Consider the following 26,085-nt stretch of genomic DNA (forward strand, 5'->3'; position numbering starts at 1 on the left):
TCATGATTGAAGCCGATCGCTTGATTTCACCCGTAGCGCAGTTTGAAGAAGAAGATCCCATTGACCGTGCGATGCGCCCCAAACTGCTGAATGAGTATGTTGGGCAGCCTCACGTGCGTGAGCAGATGGAAATCTTTATTCAGGCCGCCAGATTGCGTGGTGATGCGCTGGACCATCTGTTGATTTTTGGCCCTCCCGGTTTGGGGAAGACCACATTGGCGAATATCGTTGCCAATGAGATGGGGGTAAACCTGCGAACCACTTCCGGGCCCGTTCTGGAAAAGGCAGGGGATTTGGCAGCAATGTTAACCAATCTTGAGCCTCACGATGTGCTGTTTATTGATGAGATTCATCGCCTTTCGCCTGTGGTGGAGGAAATCCTGTACCCGGCGATGGAAGACTATCAGTTGGATATCATGATTGGTGAAGGCCCGGCTGCACGCTCTATCAAAATTGATTTACCTCCCTTTACTCTGGTCGGGGCTACGACACGTGCAGGATCATTAACCTCGCCACTGCGCGATCGCTTCGGAATTGTGCAGCGTTTGGAGTTTTATCAGGTTGCCGATCTGGAGTCTATCGTTTCACGTAGCGCCCAGTGTATGGATCTTAACCTGTCACAGGAAGGGGCAAATCAAATAGCCCGTCGTGCACGAGGAACCCCGCGTATCGCTAACCGACTGCTGCGTCGGGTACGTGATTTTGCTGAGGTTAGGGCGAATGGTGCTATTGATGGTGATGTGGCAACCCGAGCGTTGGATATGCTGGATGTAGATGCAGAAGGTTTCGATTTTATGGATCGTAAGCTACTACTGGCCATTATTGATAAATTTATGGGTGGCCCGGTTGGATTGGATAACCTTGCGGCAGCCATTGGTGAAGAACGGGAAACCATCGAAGATGTTATCGAACCCTATCTGATTCAGCAGGGGTTTATTCAACGCACACCAAGAGGGCGAATGGCGACTCAACATGCCTATCAGCATTTTGGCATTACCAGAGATGACGAACGGCGTTAATTGAGATTAGCCATAGAGATGAAAAAACCGGAGAACATAGCTCCGGTTTTTTATTAAGTCAGACGTATTATTAATAATTATTGATACAAGCTCAGGTTTTCTTTTGCGTAAGCTTCGAAATCGGTGCAGCCACCAATATGAACCTGATCGATAAAGATTTGAGGTACGGTTTCTACTGGTTTACCGACAGTTTTCTCCAGGTCGGCTTTAGTGATACCTTCTGCGTGAATATCAACGTAGTTATAGCTGAAATCATCGCGTTCCTGACTTAACTTTTCTGCTAATTCTTTAGCACGAACACAATAAGGACACCCAGGACGTCCAAAAATCACAACAAACATGAATACTCCTTAAAATTATTAAAATGTTCGGCTTTTCGCCGTTAGCCAATATGATAAAAACTGCATTACTATGCCCGTCACAGGCAGTAAAAAAAAGCAGGAATTGCCTGTCAGTTTGATAAATTTTACCTATCTGACACTAACTACATAAATTTATGAAGAAAAATTTGTGTAAAAAAACATATATAGCGGCCGGACAATAGGGAATCACTTTCTGTCACAGGCGTTGCTTATGTTAGGATACCCCTTGTGTTCATGTTCTTCAGCCATACCAACCAATATCAGGACTTACTATGACGCCGACTATCGATCTTATCTGCTCTCATCGTTCTATCCGCGCTTTTACCCCTCAGTCAATATCGGATGAACAACGTCAGGCAATTATTCGGGCCGCGCAGTCGACATCAAGCTCCAGCTTTTTACAATGCAGCTCCATTATTCGGGTAACCGATCGGGATTTACGTTTAGCGCTGGTTGAATACAGCGGTGGTCAAAAGCATGTGGCTCAGGCAGCAGAGTTTTGGGTGTTTTGTGCTGACTATCATCGTAATCAGGAGATTTGTCCTGAAGCCGAACTGGGCTATGCCGAGCAACTATTGTTAGGTGCAGTAGATACTGCCATGATGGCGCAAAATGCCTTAACTGCTGCGGAATCTTTAGGGCTCGGCGGCGTGTATATTGGTGGGTTAAGAAATAATATTGCAGCAGTAACAGAACTACTGCAACTGCCAAAACAGGTATTACCCCTGTTTGGTTTATGTTTGGGTTATCCGGACCAACAGCCTGAACAGAAGCCTCGTTTACCTGCTGACATAGTAGTGCACGAAAACAGCTACCAGCCACTGAACCGGGATCTGCTGGCGCAGTACGATGCCCATATTGTGGCCTATTATGAAGCCCGCTCAGAAAATAAGAAGCATGTTAGCTGGAGCGAACAAATAGCCGTTACGGTTCGTAAAGAACGTCGTCCTTTTATTCTGGATTATTTGCATAAGCAAGGATGGGCGACCCGTTAAATTATCGAAACTGGTTATTGGATGGCTGGTATTGATATCCGGCATCCGATAACTTTTTTATTAGCGCTTCTCGATCAATCTCATAACTAGCGATCAGATCGTCAAGGGATTCAAATTCATCCCTTAGTTTCATATTGATAATGCTAAACAGCAGGTGAGGGTCCATAGCTAAAAATTTTTGATGTTGCATATTTTTTCCGACGCTAACATAAAAATTCATAATAACTTACCTCATCGAGTGATAAATAGGGTAATATTCGTGCGTTATTGCACTTTCTTTTTGATTTACTGAGGACATACCATAATGGATAAGCTGATCGTCCCTGATCTGGCCCTAATGCGTAGTTGGCTTGAACAGTTGGGCATCGCCTTTTTCGAATGTGATTCTTGTCAGGCGTTACATTTACCCTACCTGCAAAGTGTTGATGGTATTTTTGATGCCAAAGTCGATCTGCTCGAAAATGTTATTCTGTTCTCTGCGGTAGCGGAAATTCGTCCTGTGGCATTGATTCCTCTGGTTGCAGACCTTAGCCAGATTAATGCCTCATCATTAACCACTAAAGTATTTATTGATGTTCAGGATGACAATTTACCTAAGCTGGTTATTTGTCAGTCATTAAGTGCCGCCGCCGGTATTACGTTAGAACAGTTCCGTTTATTACTTCAGGAAGCCGAAGAGCAAACCACCCAAATTATTATGGAAGCCAGAGCCAATGAGCTGCTGACGGTCAGCGATAACGAACGTGAAACTGAAGATGATATTCAGGTGCTTCACTCAATTACCCATACCATTCATTAATCTTTCCCATACCTGCTTAATTCATTGGTTTCGGAGTCAGTTCTGATGCAGTGCCAGCTTCATGCCGCAGGGCTTTGCTATTCATGTCAATGGATAGATAAACCCTATACACAACAACTGGAAGAGAAGCAGCAAGCGTTAGCCGCCTTGCTGGAGTCGATGCCTGTTGAACAATGGTGTATGCCGGTATCGGGTGTTGAAACCGGATTTCGTAATAAAGCAAAAATGGTGGTGAGCGGTAGCGTTGAACGCCCGGTGCTGGGGCTTCCTCTTAAACAGGATGAAGCTGTCGATCTATGCGATTGTCCGCTTTATCCGCAATCTATGCGTGATGTGTTTCCTCATCTTAAACAGTTTATTGCCCGGGCAGGATTAACGCCTTATAACGTTGAGCGTAAACGGGGGGAACTGAAGTTTATTTTACTTACCGAAAGTCGTCTCAACGGCGGTTTAATGCTGCGCTTTGTGCTGCGTTCGGAAATCAAGCTCCAACAGCTTCGTCAGGCGCTGCCCTGGTTACAGGCACAGCTGCCTCAACTCCAGGTCATATCGGCAAATATTCAGCCGGTTCATATGGCGGTACTGGAAGGGGAGCAGGAAGTGATCCTCACTTCACAGGATGCGCTGGAAGAGCAGCTCAACCATATTCCACTGTATATTCGACCGCGCAGTTTTTTCCAGACCAATCCTGTTGTGGCAGAAAAACTGTATGCCACAGCCAGAGAGTGGGTTTCAACGCTGAATATTCACAGTATGTGGGATCTGTTTTGCGGTGTAGGGGGCTTTGGTCTTCACTGTGCGGCTAACTCTGGGGTCAAGTTAACCGGTATTGAAATCAGTGCGGAAGCTATCGAATGTGCTAAACGCTCGGCAGCCGCTATTGGATTAAGGGATATTGAGTTTGATGCGTTGGACTCAACCCAATTTGCCCAAAGTAAACACCGGCAGAATATTCCGGATCTGGTACTGGTTAATCCTCCACGTCGGGGTATTGGTGAGGCGCTGTGTGAATACCTGAGTCAAATGTCTCCCGACTGGATCCTTTACTCCAGCTGCAATGCCCAAACCATGGCAAAAGACATTCATCAGCTTAACGGTTATCGGGTAGTAAGGGTTCAGCTGTTTGATATGTTCCCCCATACCGCCCATTATGAAGTTCTGACCTTGCTACAACACACTGAACCGAAATAAGACCTCAGCGTTTATTCTCTTTATAGGGAATGCCTTCCAGTTCCAGCAGTGCCTTCTTCACGTGTAAACCGCCTGAATATCCGGTTAATGAGTTATCTTTTCCCATCACTCGATGGCATGGAAGAATAATGGCTATAGGGTTAGCACCAACAGCACCACCAACGGCCTGAGCACCTTTGGGTTTATTAATCGCAGCGGCAATATCGCCATAGCTGACAACTTTTGCATAATCAATCGATTGCAACTGATGCCAGACGCTTTTTTGAAATTCTGAACCTTCTGGCTGACAAGGGATTACGCTGAAATCGACCTTTTTACCGGCGAAATAATCAGTGAGCGTTTTGACCACCAGGCTAATTATCGGATGATGGCTATCTTCAACCCATGTAGTTTCTGGCTGACGCTGCTCTACTTCATTGGGTAACCAGAGCTGACGCAGAGCAATATCGTCTGCCACGATACGCAACTGACCAACAGGGGAGAGATAGAGTTGATGATACATAACAGGTTATCCTTTAACCGGAAACGAGAGAAAAGGTATATTAACACTGCGAAACTTAAAGTAAAAATGGTCTCATAAAGAGACCATTTTTACAGTTAAGACCAATGATTACTGTGGAAACCATTTATGACTAATTTGTTGATAGGTTCCGTCTTTCTTCACGGCTTCCAGCGCAGCATTAATCTTCTCCATCAGCGCGGTGTTATCCTGACGCACTGCAATACCTAAACCTGCACCAAAGTAAGCCGGATCGGCAATATGCTCACCCAGGGTGACCAGTTCAGGGCTGGTTTTCAGCCATTCGTTCACGGCGGCGGTATCACCAAATACCGCGTCCAGACGACCATTTTTCAGGTCAATAACGGCGGTCTGGTAACTATCATAAGGAACGGTTTTTATTTCAGGATGCTTTTCGTTCATGTACTTCTGGTGTGTGGAGCCATTCTCCATACCCACTTTTTTACCTTTCATTTGGTCAACGGAGGTAATGGTGTCTTTACGTACAATCAAAACGGCAGAGTTTGCATAGTAAGGTTGGCTGAACAAAACTTGTTTACTGCGTTCAGCGGTGATATCCATACCGGAAATGACCGCATCATAACGACGGAATTTCAGGGCAGGGATCAGGCTGTCAAACGCATGATTAGAGAAAGTACATTCCGCTTTCATCTCTTTACAGAGTGCTTTGGCTAAATCGAGGTCAAAGCCAGTGATATTGCTGTCTTTATCCATAAATTCAAACGGAGGGTAAGTTGCAGATGATGCAAAACGAATAGGGTCGGCGGCCTGAGCAGATAACGCGACACCGGCTAATAATAGAATGGCTACAACTTTCTTCATGGTACAGACTCCGATAGTAAAAAAAGGCTATGACTATTTATTCGCATAAATCGAATATATATTCATTAAATATGAATAAGCAAGCAAAATCTTTATTAAAGATGAAAGCGATAAAAAAGCGGGTTACTCCTCCTGGCATATCCAGTCCTGAAACAGTTGCATAGCCGGGGTAAGGTGTTTTGATTTTAATCGGGTTAGCCAGTAGCCACCCATATTGATCTCTGTATTGAAGGGACGAACAAGCACACCGCTTTCCAGCTCCTTATTAAACATTTTTGATGGGGCTAAAGCGACTCCGGCATTGAGTATGGCGGCTTCAACCATTAAACGGGAAGAATCGAAAATCATACCGTTTGGTCGCCATGGGTTAAGGCCCGCACTGATTAACCAGCGATCCCATTCCTCCTCACGATAAGTGCGCAGAAGGACTTCTTTTGCCAGATCGCCCGGTTCAGATAAACGTTTAGCGGCTTCGGGTGAACATAGCACCGTTAATGGGGCATCAAATAGCAGAGTATTCTCACTGCCCGGCCAGCTTCCTTCGCCAAAACGAATGGCAAAATCCAACCCTTCGGCAGCAAGGTTGACCACGTTATTATTGGTGAGCAGTTTCAATTCAATGAAAGGGTATTTTTCATGAAATTTCCACAGTCGGGGCAGTAGCCAACCCACGGCAAAAGTTCCTACGATAGCAACAGTGAGAACCTCATGAAATTCACCGCCTTCAAATCGTTTTAACACCGTCTGGATATGGTCAAATGCTTCGGTTAATACCGGTAGCAGAACCTGAGCCTGTTCGGTCATTTCTAAACCGCGCGGTAACCGCTTAAAAAGTGCGGTACCCAACTGTGCTTCAAGTAAGCGAACCTGTTGGCTTACCGCCGCCTGAGTGACGTTTAGTTCAAGACCGGCGCGGGTAAAATTCAGGTGTCTTGCTGAGGCTTCAAAAGCACGTAATGCATTAAGCGGAAAAAAAGATCGCATTAATCAATACCTATAAGTTTTTCTTTACCCTTACTGAAAATAACCTTGCTTGTAAATCGTCTGATAATGATTGATATTGCCCGGGATTATCACTAATCCAATGCATTAATAGAACAGGGTATGATGAGTTATATCTATCATCATAGCGATTAATTTGACGATGGTAATAGTATTTCTTTTGATAAGCTGATTAACCATCGAAGTGATAACGCATAACCATTTGAGAGATCGAATTTTTGTAAAATATTCATTTAACGAGACTAATATGGCTAAAAATATGTTGCGTAAAAGCATGCTGGCAGCAGCAGCCTTTGTACCCTTTATCACATTTTCTACACCTTCGTTAGCCGCTAAAACGGACCAGATTTCAACCATCCAGCAGAGTCTGGCTGATTTAGAAAAAAGTAGCGGTGGACGATTGGGCGTTGTACTAATTAACACGGCAGATAATTCACAGATTGTTTATCGTGGTGACGAACGTTTTCCAATGTGCAGTACCAGCAAGGTGATGGTGGTTGCCGGAGTATTGAAACAAAGCGAATCACAAAAAGATCTTTTGAGTCAGCAAGTAGAAATTAAAAAGAGAGATCTGGTCAGTTATAGTCCAATTGTTGAAAAAAGCTTAAACAATAAGATGTCATTAGCCGAGCTTAGTGCAGCAACATTGCAATACAGCGATAATGCAGCCATGAATAAACTGATTGAACAACTGGGCGGCACTAAAAAAGCTACGGCGTTTGCGCGTTCTATTGGTGATAAAACATTTCGTTTAGATCGCACCGAACCGACGTTAAATTCTGCCATTCCCGGAGATAAACGCGATACCACAACACCGCTGGCTATGGCGCTCAGTTTGCAAAAATTAACGCTGGGAGATGCGCTTGCTGCACCACAACGTGATCAACTGGTGGAATGGTTAAAAGGAAACACTACCGGTGCCGCCAGTATTCGAGCTGGTTTGTCAACAGAGTGGGTGGTCGGTGATAAAACGGGCAGCGGCTCCTATGGAACTACCAATGATATTGCCGTTATCTGGCCTAAGGATAAAGCACCATTAATTCTGGTCACTTACTTTACCCAGAATGAAAAAGAGGCCAAATCTCGTCGGGAAGTTTTAGCATTGGCGGCAAAAATTGTAACGCAGGGGCTCTGATTCTCTATTTTTGCCGTATAAAAAATCCCGGCTTATATATTTGCCGGGATCTTTATCAGTCAAATTGGTACAGCTTTATCTTGTTACAGAACCCCACAGGTCATACTCGTCAGCATTCTCGATAGTAACCTGAACAATATCACCTACTTTAACCTGACGCTCTTCATTCAGATAAACCACACCGTCAATTTCTGGTGCATCGGCCATACTTCTGCCAATGGCACCTTCTTCATCTATTTCATCGATAATAACCGGTATAGTCAGGCCAATCTTGTCCTGTAATCGCTGGGCAGAAATCTGTTGCTGAAGCTGCATAAAGCGATGGAAGCGTTCTTCTTTGATCTCTTCCGGTACCTGATCGGCAAGCTCATTAGCAGCAGCACCTTCAACCGGGCTATATTTAAAGCAGCCGACGCGATCCAGTTTAGCTTCTTTCAGGAAGTCCAGCAGCATAGTGAAATCTTCTTCCGTTTCACCAGGGAAACCAACAATAAAGGTGGAACGCAGGGTTAACTGTGGACAGATCTCTCTCCAGCGCTTAACGCGTTCCAGCGTGCGTTCCACTGAACCAGGGCGCTTCATGGCCTTCAGAATTTTTGGGCTGGCATGCTGTAGAGGGATATCCAGATAAGGCAGTATTTTGCCCGCAGCCATCAGTGGAATAACATCGTCCACGTGCGGGTATGGGTAGACATAATGTAAACGCACCCAAATTCCCATAGTAGAGAGTTGTTCGCACAGGCTTACCATATCGGTTTTAACCGGCTGACCGTTCCAGAAACCAGTGCGGTGTTTAACATCTACACCGTAAGCTGAGGTATCCTGTGAGATAACCAGTAACTCTTTTACCCCAGCCTCCACCAAACGTTTTGCTTCATCCAGTACAGATCCAATAGGACGGCTGTCGAGGTCGCCACGCATGGAAGGAATAATGCAGAAAGTACAGCGGTGGTTACAGCCTTCAGATATTTTCAGGTAAGCATAATGCTTCGGCGTTAGCTTAACGCCCTGAGCCGGAACCAGACTGGTAAATGGATTGTATTCTGGCTTCGGCGCATAAGTATGGACATGGGCTAAAACCTGCTCATAGCTATGAGGGCCCGTTATTTCCAGCACCTTAGGGTGGACTTCACGAATTTGATCTTGTTTGGCACCCAAACAACCCGTGACGATAACTTTACCGTTTTCGGTTAATGCTTCCCCAATGGCTTCCAGCGACTCCTGTACTGCACCTTCAATAAAGCCGCAGGTATTCACGATCACCAAATCGGCACCTTCGTAACTTGGAACTACCTGATAACCTTCAGTACGTAACTCGGTAAGAATGCGCTCTGAATCGACCAGATTTTTAGGGCAGCCTAAAGAAATAAATCCGACTGTTGGAGCATGAGGCGTTGTAGTTTGGGACATTATGCAAAACTCATTGATTAGTAATTCAGCCGCAGACCGACTTGTCGATATTTGCAGCTGTTAGCGACTGGGATGGAATTCTACCGATGTCGGAGCCAAAATTATATAGTCAGATACGGTGATTTGCTGGCCGACAGCTGGCAGTAGTTTAGTGCATCAGACAGATAAAACCAGAAAATTTGAGTTTCAAAATAAATCAACTTTGAATAATAGGTGGTAAAAGAACCTCAGTACCACTTCTGGTTGGGTTGGTGGTACATACATTGATCATTGGTTTATTTTATTAAAGCGAAATGGCGGCTGGGTTTCATGCCGCCATTTTTATGGCAGAAAAGATAAATTATTTAACGATAGAACCATCAGAGCGTTTTAGATCTTTACGATCGCGCCAGTTAGTAATAACCGTTGGTAGTGCAGCCTGAACGGCAATCAGAACAAACCAGATAAGCCAGCCCAGTACTTTCATCACGGTATAAAAAGAGAAGCCGGATGCGTCAAACCCATCAACAGGTTTAATTGAGATAATGTTTTTAAACATATTCACCATATTAAAGCGCCAGCCGTAGTGAACAACGCGGGTGATTTGGTTTGCATCATTAGCGGATTGAGCCTGAGCCTGAATATCTGCACTGTTGAATTTAAAATACCAGGGAAAGTTCCATCCGGTATCTTCGTTACGGTAAACCATGATATTTTTATTTTCATCGATGGTATAAATGTAATACACGTCGCGCGTTGGGCCATCAGCCGGATTTTCTGCAGAAATTGGACCATCATTATCAACGCGCTTAACTTCAGAACCTGTGATTTTAACAATATCAGTTGATGGTAGATAAAAGCTGCAAAGAAGAGCTGTGCCGATAGCAAAACAGATCAGATAACCAATAAATATTTTTTTGATTAATGACATAAGAATCACGCTTCCTTATGAGTTTTGGGGTAATGCATTTTTTACATTGTATGCCATTGCGTTATGACATGCATGAACAAATCGCGAGAGTGACTGAATTAGGGGCAATAAAAAACCCGATAAGTATGAAACGTAAAAAAACGACTTATCGGGTCAACCTCAATGAGGGAGTTCTAAGTAAAGCAGTGGCACTATTTAAGACGTGAATGGGTTTAAATAGTTCATCGCGTAAGCAAGATTTTTTTCACTTTTTTTACATTTATTCATAATGCCATGATTTATATTAAATTATTTTTTAAAGCAGGCTCGGCCAAATAATAATGATGAGGGAACCCGCCAGAGTAAGTAAGACATTGGCAATCGCATATGTACCCGCATAACCCAGAGCAGGAATATTACTACGGGAGGTATCACTGATAATTTCCATTGCTGGCGCACAGGTTCTGGCACCCATAATGGCGCCAAACAGCAGGGCACGGTTCATACGTAAAACGTAGGCACCAAACAGATAGCAAATAACAACCGGAAGCAGGCTAACAATTAAACCGGCAATCAGCATTTGCCCACCAACCAACCCCAGATTATTACCAATGCCGCTACCGGCACTCAGCCCCACACCGGCCATAAAGACCATTAACCCAAATTCTTTTACCATATTAAGGGCACCCTGAGGTATATAACCAAAGGTAGGGTGATTAGCCCGCATAAACCCCAGCATAATTCCTGAGAACAGCAGACCCGCAGCATTACCAATACCAAACGAGAAGTTACTAAACTGGAAGGTGATCTGGCCGATCATCAGACCAAGAATAAAGAAGGCACAGAAGGCTAACAGGTCCGTAACCTGGCTATGAATAGAGATAAAACCAATATGTTCTGCAACGCCCTTAACTCGATGCGCGTCACCGCTGATTTGTAGCACATCACCGGCATTCAGTACGATATTATCGTCAATAGGCATTTCAATCTGGCTGCGGATAACCCGGTTAAGGAAACAGCCATGATCGGTCAGATTAATCTGGCTCAGACGTTTGCCTACCGCATTATTATTCTTAACTACGATCTCTTCGGTGACGATGCGCATATCCAGCAAATCGCGTTCAAATACCTCTTTGCCGTTGCGGAAGCTGGGGTCCAGTCGGGAATGCGCATCCGGGTAGCCGACTAATGAAATCTCATCATTTACCTGTAAAACGGCATCGCCGTCAGGTGAGGCAATAATGCCGTTACGACGAATCTTTTCGATATAGCAGCCAGTCTGGCGGTAAATACCCAGTTCACGCAGGTTTTTACCGGCGGCCCAGGCAACCAGCTCCGGACCTACGCGATAGGCGCGGATCACCGGTAAATATACTTTACGCTGGCTATCATGATCCAGACCGCGCTCCCTGGCAATTTGCTGGGCACAGGTGGATAAATCTTGCCGCTGTAACTTTGGCATATAACGGGCCGCAAAGATTAAACTCACCAGACCAATCAGATAAGTCAGAGCATAGCCTAAGCTGAGGTGATCCTGAGCGGCTGCTAATAAGGCTGAATCAGAAGTGGTATGGCGTAGCGTATCGCCAGCACCAACCAGCACCGGGGTAGAGGTCATTGAACCTGCCAGCATACCGGCGGTAAGGCCAATATCCCACTTAAGGAATTTGCCCAGCCCCAGCGCAATGCACATAGCGCTACCAACCAGAATCAGCGCCAGTAAAAAATAGTTTTTTCCATCGCGAAAGAAGATAGCAAAGAAGTTTGGACCCGCTTCAACACCAACACAGAAGATGAAGAGCATAAAGCCCAGGCTTAAGGCTTCGGTGTTAATAGTAAAATGTTGATAACCTAATAATAAGGAGATAACCAGTACGCCAATTGAGCCACCCAGTTGTACTGAACCCAGACGAATTTTCCCTAAGCATAAGCCCAATGCTAACACTACAAATAGCAAAAGAATGTAGTTGCTGTTTAGCAGGCTGATAATATCAATGTTCACAATGTTAACTTTACGTCATATGCAATGGATGAGTAGTGGATTCATCTTTATAACCCACATAAAAAAGAGTCTTGCGCTGACGAAAAGTTCGCCTTTAGCAAGACCTTTATATTTCTGACGGGCTATTTTAAAGCTTATTGTCGTCTCATTCATACTAAAAAATACAACTTTGCTTCACGAGATCAATAAATTTATCTTTTCTTTATTTCTCATAAGATTAATCAGATTGCCTTTTCATCAGGCTTAAGATGAACAGACAGCAGGAGCAAAGCACGACGGAAGGGCCAGCCGGCGTGTCATGAAAAGCGGAAAGGGTTAAACCGCCGGTTACGGCAATTATGCCAACAATAATTGCAAAACCAGCCATTTGTTCTGGAGTACGTGAAAATCTACGGGCAGTCGCAGCAGGAATAATCAGTAATGAGGTGATTATTAATGCCCCAACAAATTTCATGGCCAGACCAATGGTTAGCGCAGTGACCAGCATCAGCAGTAATCGAACCCTTTCAGGGTTAATACCATCAACATGCGCCAAATCAGGATTAATCGTCACCGATAATAATGAACGCCATTGCCACCATAAAATTACCAGTACCACAATCACACCGGCACCAATCATCCACAGGTCGTTAATGGTGACAGAGAGCAGGTCACCAAACAGGTAAGCCATCAGATCAACGCGGACGTTTGACATTAGGCTGATAGTGACCAAACCCAAAGAGAGGGCGCTATGGGCTAAAATACCTAATAGCGTGTCCACCGCAAATTGAGGACGGCGCTCCAGCCAGACTAAACCAATCGCCAGTAGCAGAGTGATGGCAATCACCGCATAGAAAGGATTAATGTTCAGTAACAGGCCAAAAGCTACGCCCAGCAGAGAAGAGTGCGCCAGAGTATCACCGAAGTAAGACATTCTGCGCCAAACGACAAAAGAGCCTAAAGGACCAGCAGCCAGCGCCAATAATATGCCCGCCATCCAGCCGGGGAATAGTAGTTCTATCATGCTTTATTACTGCCTGAAGTTTTAAGAACGATACGACCCTGCAGGTCATGTTGATGATTATGCCGGTGATGATAAACAGCTAACTGCCGGGCACCACGATGGCCAAACATAGCAATAAACTCCGGATGCTCTGATACGGCTTCCGGCGCACCAGAACAGCAAATATGCTGGTTGAGGCACAGCACTTCGTCCGTTTTTGCCATGACTAAATGCAGGTCGTGAGAAACCATTAATACTGCGCAGTTCAGTTCCATACGCAGCTTTTCAATAAGATCGTACAGTGCCAGTTGTCCGTTAACATCAACACCCTGAGTTGGTTCATCCAGTACCAGCAATTGCGGACGATTTAATAGGGCTCTGGCCAGTAACACGCGTTGGGTTTCTCCACCCGATAGTTTTTGCATCGGCATTTTTACTAAATGTTTTGCCTGAACACGGCTGAGGGCTGGCAGAATATCATCCTTTTTGACCCCGGGACGCAGGCGCATAAAACGCTCAACGGTTAATGGTAAGGTAGGGTCAAGATGCAATTTCTGCGGGACATAGCCAATACGTAAATCTTTTGGGCAGTTAATTGTTCCTGAAGCGGGAGCGACCAGCCCTAAAACCACGCGAACCAGAGTTGATTTACCAGCACCATTTGGGCCAAGCAGGGTAAGAATCCGGCCTTCATCCAGCGTCAGCGAGACGTTGGAAAGGACTTTCCGGCTACCGAAAATAACAGAAATATGTTCTAGCTTAAGCAAAGTGGACATTTTCATTTTTCTTGCAGAATTCAATATGTGTTATATTATAACATATCAAAGGCAATTACTATTCAAATGAGATTAGAACAAATGCAGCAAACAGCAAATACAAAATGGTTTAACCGCATGATTCTGGCAGGAACACTATTAACAGCAGGTATTGCTATTAACGCATCAGCCGCAGTTTTAACCTCAACTAAACCGCTGGGGTTTATTGCGTCCGCTATTACCGAAGGGGTAACGCCGGTAGAAGTGTTGCTTCCGGATGGCGCATCGCCGCATGATTATGCGCTTCGGCCATCAGATGTCCAGAAAATACGTTCAGCGGATTTAATCATATGGATAGGTCCGGATATGGAAGCTTTTCTCACTAAGCCTTTACAGCAGATTGATGAAAAAAAACAAATTCCATTAGCCAGTTTGAGTTCAGTAAAGTCATTATTGATTAAAGGTAGTGAAGATGACGATCATGATGAAGGGCATCAGGAGCAACATACTGATAATACTCATAATCATGACGAACATGACCATCATCATGGTGACTACAATATGCACATTTGGATGTCACCGGAAATAGCAAAACAGTCCGCAATTGCAATTCATCACAAATTATTGGAACTTATGCCACAAAGTAAGGACAAACTAGATGGTAATCTTAGTCAGTTCGAGAAACAACTAGAGCTGACAAAAGAAAATATTGCTAATATAATGCAGCCGTTGCGTGGCAAAGGATATTTTGTTTTTCATGACGCTTATAATTATTTTGAGAAAACATTCGGTTTAAGCCAATTAGGGCACTTTACAATCAACCCCGAAATCCAGCCCGGTGCGCAACGCCTACACAATATACTAACACAGTTGGTTGAGCATAAAGCGGTATGCGTTTTTGCTGAGCCACAATTCCAGCCAGCCGTCATAAATGCTGTCGCCCAAGGGACGAATGTCCGCATCGGAACACTGGATCCGTTAGGCAGCAAAATAACGTTAGGTAAAGATAGCTACATACAGTTTTTGACTCAGCTATCCCAACAGTTTACGAGCTGCCTGGAGTAACAGAACGAGGAATTCGAGTAGTGCTCCAAGTCGTTAGATCTATTGCTTTGTTTTATAATAACTTACCCCGGCTTCATAAGTTTACCTTTGGGGCACTTTTGTTTCTCACATGGAGTATGTTGGTGTGGCAGGCGGCAGTATATAAACCGATAACGGAATCGGAATCGCCGCTTCCTTTACCTACAACTACCGCAACCAACAGCAGCGTTTCAACCAATACCGATGCTGATGATGCTGAACCTATGGATCAGCCAACCCCTGATGATGAAATTCCTAAGGATGAGTTGGATGAAACAACGGGGGACGCTTCAACACCAAATGAATATGTCGTTTCTAACGGTGATACCCTTGGCAGTATTCTGACCCAGTTTGGTATGGATGCTTCTGACATCTATTTGTTGGCAAATAAGAACAGTGCCCTAACTAACCTGAAAATTGGTCAACAATTGAACTGGGTGTTGGATGACGAGGGAACTCTGCAATCGTTGACCTGGGTAGTTTCTCGCCGTGAAACGCGTGTTTATGAGCGTGCAGAAAACGGCTTTAAAGAGACGATTAATACCTTAAAAGGCGAGTGGAAGAACGCGGTTGTCACCGGCAAAATGGATGGAAGTTTTTTGGTTAGCGCCAGAGCGGCGGGTCTGACTAACTCGGAAATTCGGGCAGTGACCAAGGCGCTTCAATGGCAGTTGGATTTCCGCAAGCTACGTAACGGCGATCGTTTTTCAATATTATTTTCCAGAGAAGTACTGGATGGTAAGAATGAACAGAGTCAATTGATTGGCGTAAGAATGCAGAGCTCAGGTAAAGATTATTACGCCATTCGTTCTGGTGACGGTAAATTCTACGATCGTGAAGGTTCTGGTTTAGCAAAAGGTTTCCTGCGCTACCCGACACCAAAACAGTACAAAGTGACATCATCATTTAACCCACGTCGTTTACACCCGATTACCGGTCGCGTAGCACCGCATAAAGGCGTCGATTTCTCTATCCCGATTGGTTCCCCGGTTCTGGCGGTTGGTGATGGCGAAGTGGTTGTAGCTAAATTCAGCGGTGCAGCGGGTAACTATGTGGCAATTCGCCATGGTCGTCAGTACAGCACACGTTATATGCACTTAAATAAGATTCTGGTGAAACCGGGGCAGAAAGTTAAGCGGGGCGATCGCATTGCATTATCCGGTAACACGGGCCGTTCCACCGGACCTCACTTACACTATGAACTGTGGGTTAACGAACTGGCAGTGAACCCATTAACTGCGACGCTTCCACGTTCCGACTCGCTGATTGGTCAGGATCGTGCGGAATATCTGGCCCAGGTTAAAGAAGTAGTTCCACAGCTTCATCTCTGAGAATAAGATAAAACGCTGCTAATAATTTGGCAGCGTTTTATTTTTCAAACACAGTTTAATTATTTATATTCATCAGATGAGCAGACTATTATCAACGGCAGATTGTTCATCTATCTAATGAGTTTTGGCATGCAAAAACAACAACGTTCAAATATTGAGTTTATTCCTCTATTTAAGAAGTCCTTTTTTCTGCCTAAATATTGGGGAGTCTGGCTGGGGGTTGGCGTTATGTTATTGCTGGCTTACCTGCCGGTAAAAATCAGAAACCCGATGTTAGCGTCACTGGCCAAATTTGCCGGGCGATTTGTGGGTAGTGCCCGACGCCGCGCCCGAATCAATTTATATTATTGTTTTCCTGAGCTAAGTGAACAGCAACGGGATGCCATCATTGAACAGATGTTTGTCACTGCGGTTCACTCCACGATGTTGATGGTGGAGCAGAGCGTGCGCAGTCCGGAATATTTAATGAAGCGCGTGCGCTGGCACGGTGATGAACAATTAGATGTTATTCGTGCTTCCGGTCGTAATGTGATTTTTATGGTGCCGCACGGCTGGAGCGTGGATATTCCGGCGATGATGATGGCGGCACGCGGTCAGCCAATGGCCGCCATGTTCCATAACCAGAAGAATGAGCTGGTTGACTGGATGTGGAATACCGTCCGTCGCCGTTTTGGTGGTCGTATGCATGCCCGTCAGGACGGTATTAAACCTTTTATCAGTTCAGTACGTCAGGGGTATTGGGGGTATTATCTTCCGGATCAGGACCACGGCGCGGAACACAGCGAATTTGTTGATTTTTTTGCGACTTACAAAGCTACGTTACCTGCCGTTGGTCGGCTAATGAAAGTATGCCATGCGGCGATTGTACCGCTATTTCCGGTATATCGTTCCGATGAGGGTATTCTGGATATCTACATTAATCCGGAAATGAGCGATATTGCTGATGCGGACCAACATACTATTGCCCGCAGAATGAATGAAGAAGTTGAAAAACTGGTTCGTCCTAACCCTGAGCAGTATGTTTGGGTACTTAAGTTTCTGAAAACCAGAAAAGAGGGCGACACAGAACCTTATAAGCGTCAGGACCTGTGGCCAAAAAATAAATAATTATTGTCATCAATCAAAAAGGGCCCAAATGGGCCCTTTTTGCATATTAAAACTCAATCACTCAATTCGCAGAATACGACAGGTATTGGTACTGCCAACCAGCGCCATCACGTCGCCCTGAGTAATGATAACCAGATCGCCAGACATCAGAAAACCGCGATCACGCAGCTGATTGGTGGCGGCCATTGCCGCAGCAAGACCATCACAATCACCGGTGAACATAACCGGCGTCACGCCACGGTAGAGGGCACACAGGTTCAGCGTTTGCTCATGACGAGACATGGCGAAAATCGGCAGACCGGAGCTGATACGAGACATCATCAGCGCGGTACGACCAGATTCTGTCATGGCAATAATGGCGCTAATACCTTTCAGGTGGTTAGCGGCATACATAGTCGATAATGCAATAGTATCTTCAATGTTATCAAACTCGACGTCCATACGGTGCTTGGATACGTTCAGACGAGGCATTTTCTCTGCCCCAACGCAAACGCGAGCCATTGCAGCGACGGTCTCGGCAGGATACTGACCCGCGGCGGTCTCTGCTGAAAGCATCACGGCATCGGTACCATCCAATACGGCATTAGCAACGTCCATGACTTCAGCACGGGTTGGCATAGGATTGGTAATCATCGACTCCATCATCTGGGTTGCGGTGATAACAGTACGGTTTAGCTGGCGGGCGCGTAAAATCAGTTTTTTCTGTACAGCAACCAGTTCAGGATCGCCAATTTCTACGCCCAGATCGCCACGAGCTACCATGATGGAATCAGATGCCAGAATGATATCGTCGATAGCTGCATCGGTAGCTACTGTCTCTGCACGTTCGACCTTGGCGACAATTTTGGCGTTACAGCCAGCATCGCGTGCTAAACGGCGTGCATAGTTCAAGTCTTCACCGGTGCGAGGGAAAGAGACGGCTAAATAGTCTACATTGATTTTCGCTGCGGTAATGATGTCGGCTTTATCTTTGTCGGTTAGCGCATCGGCAGAAAGGCCACCACCCAGTTTGTTAATCCCTTTATTATTGGATAGTGGGCCACCAACGGTAACTTCGGTAAACACTTTCATTCCCTGAACTTCGAGAACTTTGAGCTGCACGCGACCATCATCCAGTAACAAAATATCGCCAGGAACGACGTCCGCAGGCAGGCCTTTATAATCAATACCGACTTTTTCTTTATCGCCATCACCAACGGAAAGGTTGGCGTCTAACAGAAACTTATCGCCCACATTGAGGAATACTTTACCTTCTTTAAAGGTTGATACACGGATTTTAGGCCCCTGCAGGTCGCCTAAAATAGCAACATGCTTACCTAATTTTGCTGAGATTTCTCTGACTTTATTAGCGCGGAGTTGGTGATCTTCGGGGGTTCCGTGGGAGAAGTTTAAGCGAACTACGTTGGCGCCTGCGGCAATAATTTTTTCTAAGTTATTGTCACGGTCAGTTGCAGGGCCCAACGTGGTAACAATTTTGGTTCTTCTAAGCCTTCTGGACATGTATCACTCCATTTAACATGATAAGTTTTGACCTAATCAGTGTGTTTTTAAAGCGTTAGTGTTAATAAAAGTCAGACAGAATAAATTTGCCGGACTTTAAAAAATTCCGTTGTCTTAATTTCTGAGGGGTTTTATACCACTATATAACTAGCTTCTCAAATAAGAGCTGTCTCGTTTCATATCACCTAAAGCTTAATCGTTTGCTTAATATCAACTTATCAGATTCAGTGAATGAATCGTTCCCGTTCCTTTATTAATTAAAATGGTGGATAAAATAAAAATTAACCTTCTTTATCAAAACGCGATTGTTTTAAGGCATCTTTAACCCGTTTCAGATTATCACGGGCCAGACTGTTACGCAGGGTAAATCCTGTTGCCAGCACATCAATAATGGTGAGTTGGGCAAGGCGAGACACCATAGGCATATAAATATCGGTATCTTCAGGCACATCAAGCAAAATGGATAGCGTAGCAGCATTTGCTAACGGTGTTCCCTGGGATGTGATTGCGATAACTGTAGCACCGTTTTGGCTGGCAATATCCGCCAGTTCAACCAGACTTTTGGTTCTGCCGCTGTGAGAAATTAATACCACAACATCACCCTGATTAGAGTTCATGCAGCTCATTCGTTGCATCACAATGTCATCAAAATAGATCACCGGAACATTAAATCTGAAAAATTTATTCATGGCATCGTGAGCCACAACGGAGGAGGCACCGTAGCCAAAAAATGATATTTTTTTCGCTTGTGTCAGTAAATTAACTGCCCGATTAATGGCTATAATGTCAAGACTGCTTTTGGCCATATTCAGGCTGGCAACGGCAGATTCAAAAATCTTATAGGTAAAGGCATCGGTGGTGTCGTTTTCATCTACATTACGATTTACATAAGGTGTTCCGTTGGCCAGACTCTGTGCCAGCGCCAGTTTAAAATCGGGGAAGCCTTTAGTATTGAGTCGGCGACAAAAACGGTTAACGGTTGGCTCGCTAACGTTGGCAATTTTCGCTAAGGTAGCAATGCTGGAGTGAATAGCGGTTTGTGGCGCAGCTAAAATAGCATCGGCAACTTTTTGCTCTGATTTACTTAATGAATCTCGAAATTGGTGAATTCTTTCCAGCATATTTATATCCCGCTGTATCTGCCTATTACATTCAAAGGAGAAATCAATCTCTGATTTGTGGAAATATACTACGTGATATCAGTTCGTGCAGTAATAAAACTGGGTCTTGTAATTTTTTTTCAGAAAATTTGACTCATATCTGATTTTAGCGTTTTAAAAGCACGAAAAGCGTAAGGGTATAGCCAAATATTTTTTATATTTAATGGGTTACCTCTTAGTCTCGCAAGGGTTTATTACAGGTATTGGCCTTTTTATCCACCTGTTTACGCCGGTCAGATAAAGAGGTACATTAGTTATGTAATAAAATTACAAGATTTTTTAAGTCGTACACTAACATTTTTACGGCTTAATTGAGGAGATAGTTATGGTAGATGATTCGATAGCTCAAGCCTGTGATTTAGTTATTTTTGGCGCTAAAGGTGATTTGGCGCGCCGTAAGCTATTACCATCACTTTATCAGTTGGAAAAAGCCTGTCATATCCATCCGGATACTCGAATTCTGGGGGTTGGTCGTGCTGACTGGGATAAGGCTGCATATACTGAGGTTATCGAAAAAGCGCTAACCACCTTTATGAAAGAGGAGATCGATCCTGAGGTCTGGAAACGGTTAAGCGCACGTTTAGATTTCTGTAATCTGGACGTTAATGATGTCCCGGGCTATAACAGGTTGGGTCAGATGCTTGACCAAACCAGCAGAGTCACCATTAACTATTTTGCTATGCCACCGAATACATTTGGTGCAATTTGTCGTGGTTTAGGTGAAGCTGGGTTAAATAAATTTCCCAGCCGTGTAGTGATGGAAAAACCGCTGGGTACCGATTTAAAATCCTCTCAGGAAATTAACGATCAGGTTGCTGAGTATTTTGATGAATCTCAGGTTTACCGTATCGACCACTATTTGGGTAAAGAGACCGTTCTAAACCTGTTGGCACTGCGTTTTGCTAACTCACTGTTTGCCGCTAAGTGGGATAACACGGCTATCGATCACGTTCAGATTACCGTTTCAGAAGAGGTTGGTATTGAAGGGCGTTGGGGCTATTTTGACAAAGCCGGGCAGATGCGTGATATGGTACAAAATCACCTGTTACAGATTCTGACGATGATTGCTATGTCACCGCCGGTGGACTTAAGTGCTGACCGTATTCGCGATGAAAAAGTTAAAGTGTTGCGCTCCTTGCGTCGTATCGACCATACCAATATTCGCGAAGCAACGGTCAGAGGCCAATACACCGCTGGTTTTGTTCAGGGGCAAAAAGTACCAGGCTATCTGGATGAAGAGGGTGCTAATAAACGCAGTAACACTGAAACCTTCGTTTCCCTGCGGGTAGATATTGATAACTGGCGTTGGGCAGGCGTACCTTTCTATTTGAGAACCGGCAAGCGTTTACCGTCTAAATGTTCTGAAGTGGTTATCTACTTTAAAAATCTGCCAATTAATCTGTTCCGGGATTCTTATCAAACATTACCACCAAACACCTTAACCATTCGTCTTCAGCCTGACGAAGGGGTTGATGTACAGATCCTGAATAAAGTACCGGGTCTGGACCACAAACATCGCTTGCAAACAACTAAACTGGATCTGAGCTTCTCAGATACCTTCCATGAACAACATGTGGCCGATGCTTATGAGCGTCTGTTGCTGGAAACCATGCGCGGTATTCAGGCGCTGTTTGTTCGTCGTGATGAGGTGGAAGAGGCGTGGAAATGGGTTGATTCCATTATGGATGCCTGGGCTGCGGATAATGAACCACCAAAACCGTATCAGGCAGGAACCTGGGGGCCAGTAGCATCCGTTGCTATGATTACCCGCGATGGCCGCTCATGGAGCGAATTTGAATAAATAGGACCAAACGATGCCATCTCGCAGGTTAGAGTGGGATGGCTAAAACGATTGTTAATGAAGGTAACTACCATGGCAAACTTAACTAACTTCCCATCAACGGATGATTTAAATCGCCGCTTAGCGCAACAGGTAGTCTCTGAGTTGCAAAAAGGAATTGATACTAAGGGAAAAGCGAGTCTTGTAGTCTCCGGTGGCAAAACTCCGTTAGGTTTATTTAAATTACTCAGTCAGCAACCATTAGCCTGGGAAAAAGTCACCATTACGTTGGCGGATGAGCGTTGGGTAGACAGCAGTGATGATTCCAGCAATGAGAAGTTAGTACGTGAAAACTTATTGCAGGATCATGCTGCAACGGCACATTTTGTCTCATTAATAAATGAGAGCCTTACTCCATTTGAAGGCGCCTCAGGGATTGAAAACTCCCTCAGGAAGATAGCCAAACCTTTTGATGTCGTGATTTTGGGTATGGGTGATGATGGACATACGGCATCATTGTTTCCTGGCGCTGAGAATTTATTTCCGGCACTGGATATGAAGTCTAAACATCTGTGTATGGGAATGACGCCATTAACCGCACCATTAGACCGATTAACGCTCACGCTTCCTGCGCTATTAAACAGCCGCCATATTTTCCTGCATCTGGTGGGGGAAAATAAGCGCGCGGTTTTTCATCAGGCACAGGCAGGGGATGACGTCAATGAAATGCCCGTTCGTGCGGTTATTCACCAAACTCAAACGCCGGTAGATGTGTTCTGGTCTGCATAAAGAATTTAATAATCCTGCGTGTGGCGAGTCAGTTGCACGTTTATTTTAACGGCTGCGACATGCCTGATTGAGTCAGGTATTTGATTAGCCACATGGAGATCTCTCGAGATGAAAAACTGGAAAGTAAGCGCTGAAAGTATCCTGTCTGATGGGCCGGTTGTTCCTGTTATTGTTATTAAGGAGCTGAAAGATGCCGTTCCTCTGGCCAAAGCTTTAGTTGCCGGTGGCGTTCGCGTACTGGAAGTGACGTTGCGTACCCCTTGTGCCATGGATGCCATTCGCGCCATCGCCAAAGAAGTACCCGAAGCCATTATTGGTGCAGGTACAGTGCTGAATCCTCAACAACTGGCTGAGGTTGCTGCCGCTGGCGGACAGTTCGCTATCAGCCCTGGTTTAACCGAACCTCTGTTGCAGGCAGCGGTTGAAGGCAATATGCCTTTGATTCCGGGGATCAGTAGCGTTTCTGAACTGATGCTGGGTATGGATTACGGTTTACGTGAGTTTAAATTCTTCCCGGCAGAAGCTAACGGTGGCGTAAAAGCGCTTCAGGCAATTTGTAGTGCGATCTCTTCAGTTCGTTTCTGTCCTACCGGTGGTATTACGCTGAACAACTGCCGTGACTATCTGGCACTGCCAAGCGTGTTGTGCGTGGGTGGTTCATGGTTGGTTCCGGCAGATGCTATTGCGAAGGGTGATTTTAATCGTATCACTGAGCTGGCTCGTGAAGCGGTAGCGCACGCAAAAGGTTAATTTTTTTCGCCGTTCAGTTATGCATAAGTCCCGCCCGTTTTAATTGCAGGCGGGATTTTTTATCGCTGTAATTTAACGATGTTAATGGTGGCAAACCTCAGAATATTAATCTGATTTTTATTATCCCTGTGGCTAACAGGCAGCAATAATCTTAATCTCGACTTTATATTGTGGCTTCATTAACGCTGCTTCAACGGTACAACGTACCGGCGCATTGCCAGCAGGAACCCATGCATCCCACGCAGCATTCATGGAGGCAAAATCAACCCGATCGGCTAAAAAGATGGTGACATCCAGAATACGTTCTTTACTGGAGCCCAACTGACTGAGCATGATATCAATATCGGCAAGTACGTTAGCCGTTTGAGCGGTAACGTCTGCATCCAGGTTGTCAGGTACGCTGGTATAATAGATAGTATCGTTATAAATCACGGCGTCAGACCAGCGCTTGTCCGGATTAATTCGTTTAATGGTCATTGTGTATTGCTCCTGAATTTATCATAGTGACATCATAGTAATGGCATAAGGTTAAGATAACCACTCTTGTGGGTCAATTCCCCTCCAGGATCAAGCATAAACCCTTTTTCACAAATGCGAACCGGATGAGTCATTGCCGGAAAAATCAATAGACTGAATATCAGCCAATTTCCGGTTATATGAGCAAACAGGGTGGTGGTGACAGGTCAGGACAGGCATAATAAGCAACTTCTTTACCGTATCTGCTCAATGCTGGCGGTCAGACTCATTCAAGCTTAACCCAACGGATACTCATACTTGGCAGATGATTTCGCACCCAAAGGTGCATTAGCTCAGGCAATTAAAGGCTTTAAGCCGCGTGAACCGCAGCGCGTAATGGCCAAAGCTATCACTCAGGCAATCAAGAAAAAACAGGAACTGGTGGTGGAGGCAGGTACCGGCACGGGGAAAACTTATGCTTATCTGGTACCGGCAATACGCTCTAAGCGTAAGGTTATTATTTCAACCGGTTCAAAAGCCTTACAAGACCAACTGTTTGCCCGCGATTTACCAACGGTCGCTACCGCACTGGAGTTTAGCGGCAAGCTGGCGCTGCTAAAAGGGCGCTCTAACTACCTGTGTCTTGAGCGCATGGAGCAGCAATCAATGACCGGGGGAGAACTGACGAATTCAACCCTTAACGATCTGGTGAGTTTACGTCGTTGGTCATCCAGCACCGTAGATGGTGATGTAAGTACCTGTACTCAGGTGGCGGAAGATAGCTATATCTGGCCACTGGTCACCAGCACCAACGATAACTGCCTGGGTAGCGACTGTCCTTATTATAAAGAGTGTTTTGTGGTTAAAGCACGGCGTAGGGCGATGGATGCGGATTTGGTGGTTGTTAACCATCATCTGTTTTTAGCTGACATTGTGGTGAAAGAGACCGGTTTTGCCGAGCTGATCCCTAATGCCGATGTTATGATCTTTGATGAAGCCCATCAATTGCCGGATATTGCCAGTCAATACTTTGGTCAGCAGGTTACCAGCCGTCAGCTGTTGGATTTAGCTAAAGATATTATTATTGCTTACCGCACTGAAGTGCGGGATATGGCTCAACTGCAAAAGAGCGCCGACCGTTTAACCCAAAGCACTCAGGATTTTCGACTGGCGCTGGGGGAACCCGGTTTCCGCGGTAATCTGCGGGATGTGCTGGAGCAACCGGCAATTCAACGAGCCCTGCTGTTAGTGGATGATGCGCTGACTCTTTGTTATGACGTCATCAAAATGGCGCTGGGCCGCTCGGCCTTGTTGGATGCCGCCTTTGAAAGAGCGACTCAGTACCGTGCCCGCCTTGACCGTCTGAAAGATGTCACTATTCCCGGCTATAGCTATTGGTATGAATGTGGTGCCCGCCATTTTGTGCTGGCTCTGACCCCGTTGTCTGTATCGGATAAGTTCCGCGATTTAATGGACGAAAAAAAGGGAAGTTGGATTTTTACTTCAGCAACCCTTTCGGTGAATGATTCTCTGGATCACTTCAATCAGCGTTTAGGATTAGAAAAGGCTGAAACCTTAATTCTTGCCAGTCCGTTTGATTATGAAACTCAGGCCCTGTTGTGTGTGCCACGTTTTCTACCGTCGCCTAATCAATATGGCGGAGCTAAACAGCTGGCGGCCATGCTGCAACCACTTATTGAAGCTAATGATGGCCGCTGTTTCTTTTTATGCACCTCCCATCAAATGATGCGCGACTTAACGGAAGCCTTCCGTGAGAGCATGACCTTGCCGGTTTTGATGCAGGGAGAAACCAGTAAAGGCAAGTTGCTTTCTCAGTTTGTTGATTCAGGCAATGCCTTACTGGTGGCAACTAACAGCTTTTGGGAAGGGGTGGATGTTCGTGGTGATGCACTCTCTTGTGTCATTATCGATAAGCTTCCATTTACTTCACCGGACGATCCGCTGCTTAAGGCGCGTATTGAGGATTGCCGATTACGCGGTGGCGATCCTTTTAATGAGGTTCAGCTTCCGGATGCGGTTATTACGCTGAAACAAGGGGTAGGACGCCTGATTCGCGACACGGACGATCGTGGGGTTATCGTTATTTGTGATAACCGTTTAGTGATGCGTCCGTATGGGGCGATATTTCTTAATAGCCTGCCGCCGGCTCCCAGAACCCGTGATTTGACTAAAGCGATTGAATTTCTTCATCAACGCTCAACGGCTGATGATAAATAAAACCGCTT

Annotated in this window: 25 protein-coding genes; 12 read left to right on the forward strand and 13 right to left on the reverse strand. The window is 45.2% G+C overall.

Going from position 1 to position 26,085, the window contains the following annotated elements; genetic code table 11:
• Positions 1–2: 2 nt before the first annotated feature.
• A complete protein-coding gene (ruvB, locus tag LPW36_RS07220) occupies positions 3–1,019 on the forward strand; it encodes a Holliday junction branch migration DNA helicase RuvB (RefSeq protein WP_230608827.1) in 1,017 nt (338 codons plus the stop codon).
• A gap of 77 nt (positions 1,020–1,096) precedes the next feature.
• On the opposite strand, the gene LPW36_RS07225 is transcribed toward ruvB, so the two are convergent.
• Entirely contained in the window at positions 1,097–1,360 is a 264-nt protein-coding gene (locus tag LPW36_RS07225) for a GrxA family glutaredoxin (protein WP_108899566.1), read from the reverse strand.
• Between the two features lie 293 nt (positions 1,361–1,653).
• On the opposite strand from LPW36_RS07225, the gene nfsA reads away from it, so the two are divergent.
• Positions 1,654–2,376, forward strand: coding sequence for an oxygen-insensitive NADPH nitroreductase (nfsA, locus tag LPW36_RS07230; RefSeq protein ID WP_230608828.1), 723 nt, complete (start codon positions 1,654–1,656; stop codon positions 2,374–2,376).
• A 1-nt stretch (position 2,377) separates the two neighbouring features.
• Here nfsA and LPW36_RS07235 read toward each other — a convergent pair whose 3' ends face one another.
• On the reverse strand, positions 2,378–2,566 hold the full coding sequence (locus LPW36_RS07235; RefSeq protein ID WP_230608829.1) for a DUF4250 domain-containing protein: 189 nt from the start codon (positions 2,564–2,566) through the stop codon (positions 2,378–2,380).
• 114 nt (positions 2,567–2,680) lie between these two features.
• On the opposite strand from LPW36_RS07235, the gene LPW36_RS07240 reads away from it, so the two are divergent.
• Complete coding sequence (locus LPW36_RS07240; RefSeq protein WP_230608830.1) at positions 2,681–3,175, forward strand: type III secretion system chaperone family protein; 495 nt, start codon at positions 2,681–2,683, stop codon at positions 3,173–3,175.
• Between the two features lie 45 nt (positions 3,176–3,220).
• Entirely contained in the window at positions 3,221–4,366 is a 1,146-nt protein-coding gene (gene rlmC / locus LPW36_RS07245) for a 23S rRNA (uracil(747)-C(5))-methyltransferase RlmC (RefSeq protein ID WP_230608831.1), read from the forward strand.
• Positions 4,367–4,370: 4 nt separating this feature from the next.
• Here rlmC and LPW36_RS07250 read toward each other — a convergent pair whose 3' ends face one another.
• From LPW36_RS07250 to LPW36_RS07260, 3 genes are all read right to left on the reverse strand, one after another.
• On the reverse strand, positions 4,371–4,868 hold the full coding sequence (locus tag LPW36_RS07250; RefSeq protein ID WP_230608832.1) for a methylated-DNA--[protein]-cysteine S-methyltransferase: 498 nt from the start codon (positions 4,866–4,868) through the stop codon (positions 4,371–4,373).
• A gap of 108 nt (positions 4,869–4,976) precedes the next feature.
• Positions 4,977–5,708, reverse strand: coding sequence for an arginine ABC transporter substrate-binding protein (artJ, locus tag LPW36_RS07255; protein WP_230608833.1), 732 nt, complete (start codon positions 5,706–5,708; stop codon positions 4,977–4,979).
• A gap of 123 nt (positions 5,709–5,831) precedes the next feature.
• The gene (locus LPW36_RS07260; RefSeq protein ID WP_230608834.1) at positions 5,832–6,692 is read right to left on the reverse strand and encodes a LysR family transcriptional regulator; all 861 of its coding nucleotides are present in this window, start codon (positions 6,690–6,692) and stop codon (positions 5,832–5,834) included.
• 265 nt (positions 6,693–6,957) lie between these two features.
• On the opposite strand from LPW36_RS07260, the gene bla reads away from it, so the two are divergent.
• Positions 6,958–7,845, forward strand: a complete 888-nt coding sequence (bla, locus tag LPW36_RS07265) for a class A beta-lactamase (protein ID WP_230608835.1) — start codon at positions 6,958–6,960, stop codon at positions 7,843–7,845.
• 75 nt (positions 7,846–7,920) lie between these two features.
• Here bla and rimO read toward each other — a convergent pair whose 3' ends face one another.
• The 5 genes from rimO to znuC form a co-directional block, all read right to left on the reverse strand.
• A complete protein-coding gene (gene rimO, locus LPW36_RS07270; protein WP_230608836.1) occupies positions 7,921–9,255 on the reverse strand; it encodes a 30S ribosomal protein S12 methylthiotransferase RimO in 1,335 nt (444 codons plus the stop codon).
• A 340-nt stretch (positions 9,256–9,595) separates the two neighbouring features.
• Positions 9,596–10,165, reverse strand: a complete 570-nt coding sequence (locus LPW36_RS07275) for a DUF1523 family protein (RefSeq protein ID WP_230608837.1) — start codon at positions 10,163–10,165, stop codon at positions 9,596–9,598.
• 295 nt (positions 10,166–10,460) lie between these two features.
• Positions 10,461–12,146, reverse strand: a complete 1,686-nt coding sequence (locus tag LPW36_RS07280) for an aspartate:alanine antiporter (protein ID WP_230608838.1) — start codon at positions 12,144–12,146, stop codon at positions 10,461–10,463.
• A gap of 217 nt (positions 12,147–12,363) precedes the next feature.
• Positions 12,364–13,149 carry a zinc ABC transporter permease subunit ZnuB gene (gene znuB / locus LPW36_RS07285; RefSeq protein ID WP_230608839.1) on the reverse strand — a complete coding sequence of 262 codons (786 nt, stop codon included), beginning with the start codon at positions 13,147–13,149 and terminating at the stop codon, positions 12,364–12,366.
• Entirely contained in the window at positions 13,146–13,904 is a 759-nt protein-coding gene (znuC, locus tag LPW36_RS07290) for a zinc ABC transporter ATP-binding protein ZnuC (protein ID WP_230608840.1), read from the reverse strand. Before znuC ends, znuB begins: the two co-directional genes overlap by 4 nt.
• Positions 13,905–13,985: 81 nt before the next feature.
• Here znuC and znuA point away from each other — a divergent pair, with 81 nt between their 5' ends.
• The 3 genes from znuA to lpxM all read left to right on the forward strand — a co-directional run bounded on the left by znuA (position 13,986) and on the right by lpxM (position 17,404).
• Complete coding sequence (znuA, locus tag LPW36_RS07295; RefSeq protein WP_230608841.1) at positions 13,986–14,948, forward strand: zinc ABC transporter substrate-binding protein ZnuA; 963 nt, start codon at positions 13,986–13,988, stop codon at positions 14,946–14,948.
• Between the two features lie 20 nt (positions 14,949–14,968).
• Positions 14,969–16,297 carry a murein DD-endopeptidase MepM gene (gene mepM, locus LPW36_RS07300; protein ID WP_230608842.1) on the forward strand — a complete coding sequence of 443 codons (1,329 nt, stop codon included), beginning with the start codon at positions 14,969–14,971 and terminating at the stop codon, positions 16,295–16,297.
• A gap of 129 nt (positions 16,298–16,426) precedes the next feature.
• Positions 16,427–17,404 (forward strand): lauroyl-Kdo(2)-lipid IV(A) myristoyltransferase, encoded by a 978-nt coding sequence (gene lpxM, locus LPW36_RS07305; RefSeq protein ID WP_230608843.1) that lies wholly within the window; start codon positions 16,427–16,429, stop codon positions 17,402–17,404.
• Between the two features lie 57 nt (positions 17,405–17,461).
• On the opposite strand, the gene pyk is transcribed toward lpxM, so the two are convergent.
• Positions 17,462–18,904 carry a pyruvate kinase gene (gene pyk / locus LPW36_RS07310; RefSeq protein ID WP_230608844.1) on the reverse strand — a complete coding sequence of 481 codons (1,443 nt, stop codon included), beginning with the start codon at positions 18,902–18,904 and terminating at the stop codon, positions 17,462–17,464.
• A 281-nt stretch (positions 18,905–19,185) separates the two neighbouring features.
• Positions 19,186–20,031 carry a MurR/RpiR family transcriptional regulator gene (locus LPW36_RS07315; protein WP_230608862.1) on the reverse strand — a complete coding sequence of 282 codons (846 nt, stop codon included), beginning with the start codon at positions 20,029–20,031 and terminating at the stop codon, positions 19,186–19,188.
• Positions 20,032–20,389: 358 nt separating this feature from the next.
• Between LPW36_RS07315 and zwf the strand changes: the two genes are divergently transcribed.
• From zwf to LPW36_RS07330, 3 genes are all read left to right on the forward strand, one after another.
• A complete protein-coding gene (zwf, locus tag LPW36_RS07320) occupies positions 20,390–21,865 on the forward strand; it encodes a glucose-6-phosphate dehydrogenase (protein ID WP_230608845.1) in 1,476 nt (491 codons plus the stop codon).
• A 72-nt stretch (positions 21,866–21,937) separates the two neighbouring features.
• The gene (gene pgl, locus LPW36_RS07325; protein ID WP_230608846.1) at positions 21,938–22,633 is read left to right on the forward strand and encodes a 6-phosphogluconolactonase; all 696 of its coding nucleotides are present in this window, start codon (positions 21,938–21,940) and stop codon (positions 22,631–22,633) included.
• A 108-nt stretch (positions 22,634–22,741) separates the two neighbouring features.
• Positions 22,742–23,383, forward strand: a complete 642-nt coding sequence (locus LPW36_RS07330; RefSeq protein WP_130591442.1) for a bifunctional 4-hydroxy-2-oxoglutarate aldolase/2-dehydro-3-deoxy-phosphogluconate aldolase — start codon at positions 22,742–22,744, stop codon at positions 23,381–23,383.
• Positions 23,384–23,515: 132 nt separating this feature from the next.
• On the opposite strand, the gene LPW36_RS07335 is transcribed toward LPW36_RS07330, so the two are convergent.
• Positions 23,516–23,860 (reverse strand): RidA family protein, encoded by a 345-nt coding sequence (locus LPW36_RS07335; RefSeq protein ID WP_230608847.1) that lies wholly within the window; start codon positions 23,858–23,860, stop codon positions 23,516–23,518.
• A gap of 297 nt (positions 23,861–24,157) precedes the next feature.
• Here LPW36_RS07335 and LPW36_RS07340 point away from each other — a divergent pair, with 297 nt between their 5' ends.
• Positions 24,158–26,077 carry a DNA repair helicase YoaA gene (locus LPW36_RS07340; RefSeq protein WP_230608848.1) on the forward strand — a complete coding sequence of 640 codons (1,920 nt, stop codon included), beginning with the start codon at positions 24,158–24,160 and terminating at the stop codon, positions 26,075–26,077.
• Positions 26,078–26,085: the final 8 nt, after the last annotated feature.

The organism is Limnobaculum eriocheiris (assembly GCF_021010575.1).
Lineage (GTDB): Bacteria > Pseudomonadota > Gammaproteobacteria > Enterobacterales > Enterobacteriaceae > Limnobaculum > Limnobaculum eriocheiris.

Bases quoted from the DNA above. Each gene is read 5' to 3' on its own strand.
- znuC (WP_230608840.1), bottom strand. From the start codon at position 13,904: ATGTCCACTTTGCTTAAGCTAGAACATATTTCTGTTATTTTCGGTAGC.
- nfsA (WP_230608828.1), top strand. From the start codon at position 1,654: ATGACGCCGACTATCGATCTTATCTGCTCTCATCGTTCTATCCGCGCT.
- LPW36_RS07250 (WP_230608832.1), bottom strand. From the start codon at position 4,868: ATGTATCATCAACTCTATCTCTCCCCTGTTGGTCAGTTGCGTATCGTG.
- pyk (WP_230608844.1), bottom strand. From the start codon at position 18,904: ATGTCCAGAAGGCTTAGAAGAACCAAAATTGTTACCACGTTGGGCCCT.
- ruvB (WP_230608827.1), top strand. From the start codon at position 3: ATGATTGAAGCCGATCGCTTGATTTCACCCGTAGCGCAGTTTGAAGAA.
- rimO (WP_230608836.1), bottom strand. From the start codon at position 9,255: ATGTCCCAAACTACAACGCCTCATGCTCCAACAGTCGGATTTATTTCT.
- LPW36_RS07275 (WP_230608837.1), bottom strand. From the start codon at position 10,165: ATGTCATTAATCAAAAAAATATTTATTGGTTATCTGATCTGTTTTGCT.
- LPW36_RS07335 (WP_230608847.1), bottom strand. From the start codon at position 23,860: ATGACCATTAAACGAATTAATCCGGACAAGCGCTGGTCTGACGCCGTG.
- artJ (WP_230608833.1), bottom strand. From the start codon at position 5,708: ATGAAGAAAGTTGTAGCCATTCTATTATTAGCCGGTGTCGCGTTATCT.
- LPW36_RS07235 (WP_230608829.1), bottom strand. From the start codon at position 2,566: ATGCAACATCAAAAATTTTTAGCTATGGACCCTCACCTGCTGTTTAGC.
- pgl (WP_230608846.1), top strand. From the start codon at position 21,938: ATGGCAAACTTAACTAACTTCCCATCAACGGATGATTTAAATCGCCGC.
- LPW36_RS07330 (WP_130591442.1), top strand. From the start codon at position 22,742: ATGAAAAACTGGAAAGTAAGCGCTGAAAGTATCCTGTCTGATGGGCCG.
- znuA (WP_230608841.1), top strand. From the start codon at position 13,986: ATGCAGCAAACAGCAAATACAAAATGGTTTAACCGCATGATTCTGGCA.
- zwf (WP_230608845.1), top strand. From the start codon at position 20,390: ATGGTAGATGATTCGATAGCTCAAGCCTGTGATTTAGTTATTTTTGGC.
- bla (WP_230608835.1), top strand. From the start codon at position 6,958: ATGGCTAAAAATATGTTGCGTAAAAGCATGCTGGCAGCAGCAGCCTTT.
- LPW36_RS07225 (WP_108899566.1), bottom strand. From the start codon at position 1,360: ATGTTTGTTGTGATTTTTGGACGTCCTGGGTGTCCTTATTGTGTTCGT.
- lpxM (WP_230608843.1), top strand. From the start codon at position 16,427: ATGCAAAAACAACAACGTTCAAATATTGAGTTTATTCCTCTATTTAAG.
- rlmC (WP_230608831.1), top strand. From the start codon at position 3,221: ATGCAGTGCCAGCTTCATGCCGCAGGGCTTTGCTATTCATGTCAATGG.
- LPW36_RS07260 (WP_230608834.1), bottom strand. From the start codon at position 6,692: ATGCGATCTTTTTTTCCGCTTAATGCATTACGTGCTTTTGAAGCCTCA.
- znuB (WP_230608839.1), bottom strand. From the start codon at position 13,149: ATGATAGAACTACTATTCCCCGGCTGGATGGCGGGCATATTATTGGCG.
- LPW36_RS07240 (WP_230608830.1), top strand. From the start codon at position 2,681: ATGGATAAGCTGATCGTCCCTGATCTGGCCCTAATGCGTAGTTGGCTT.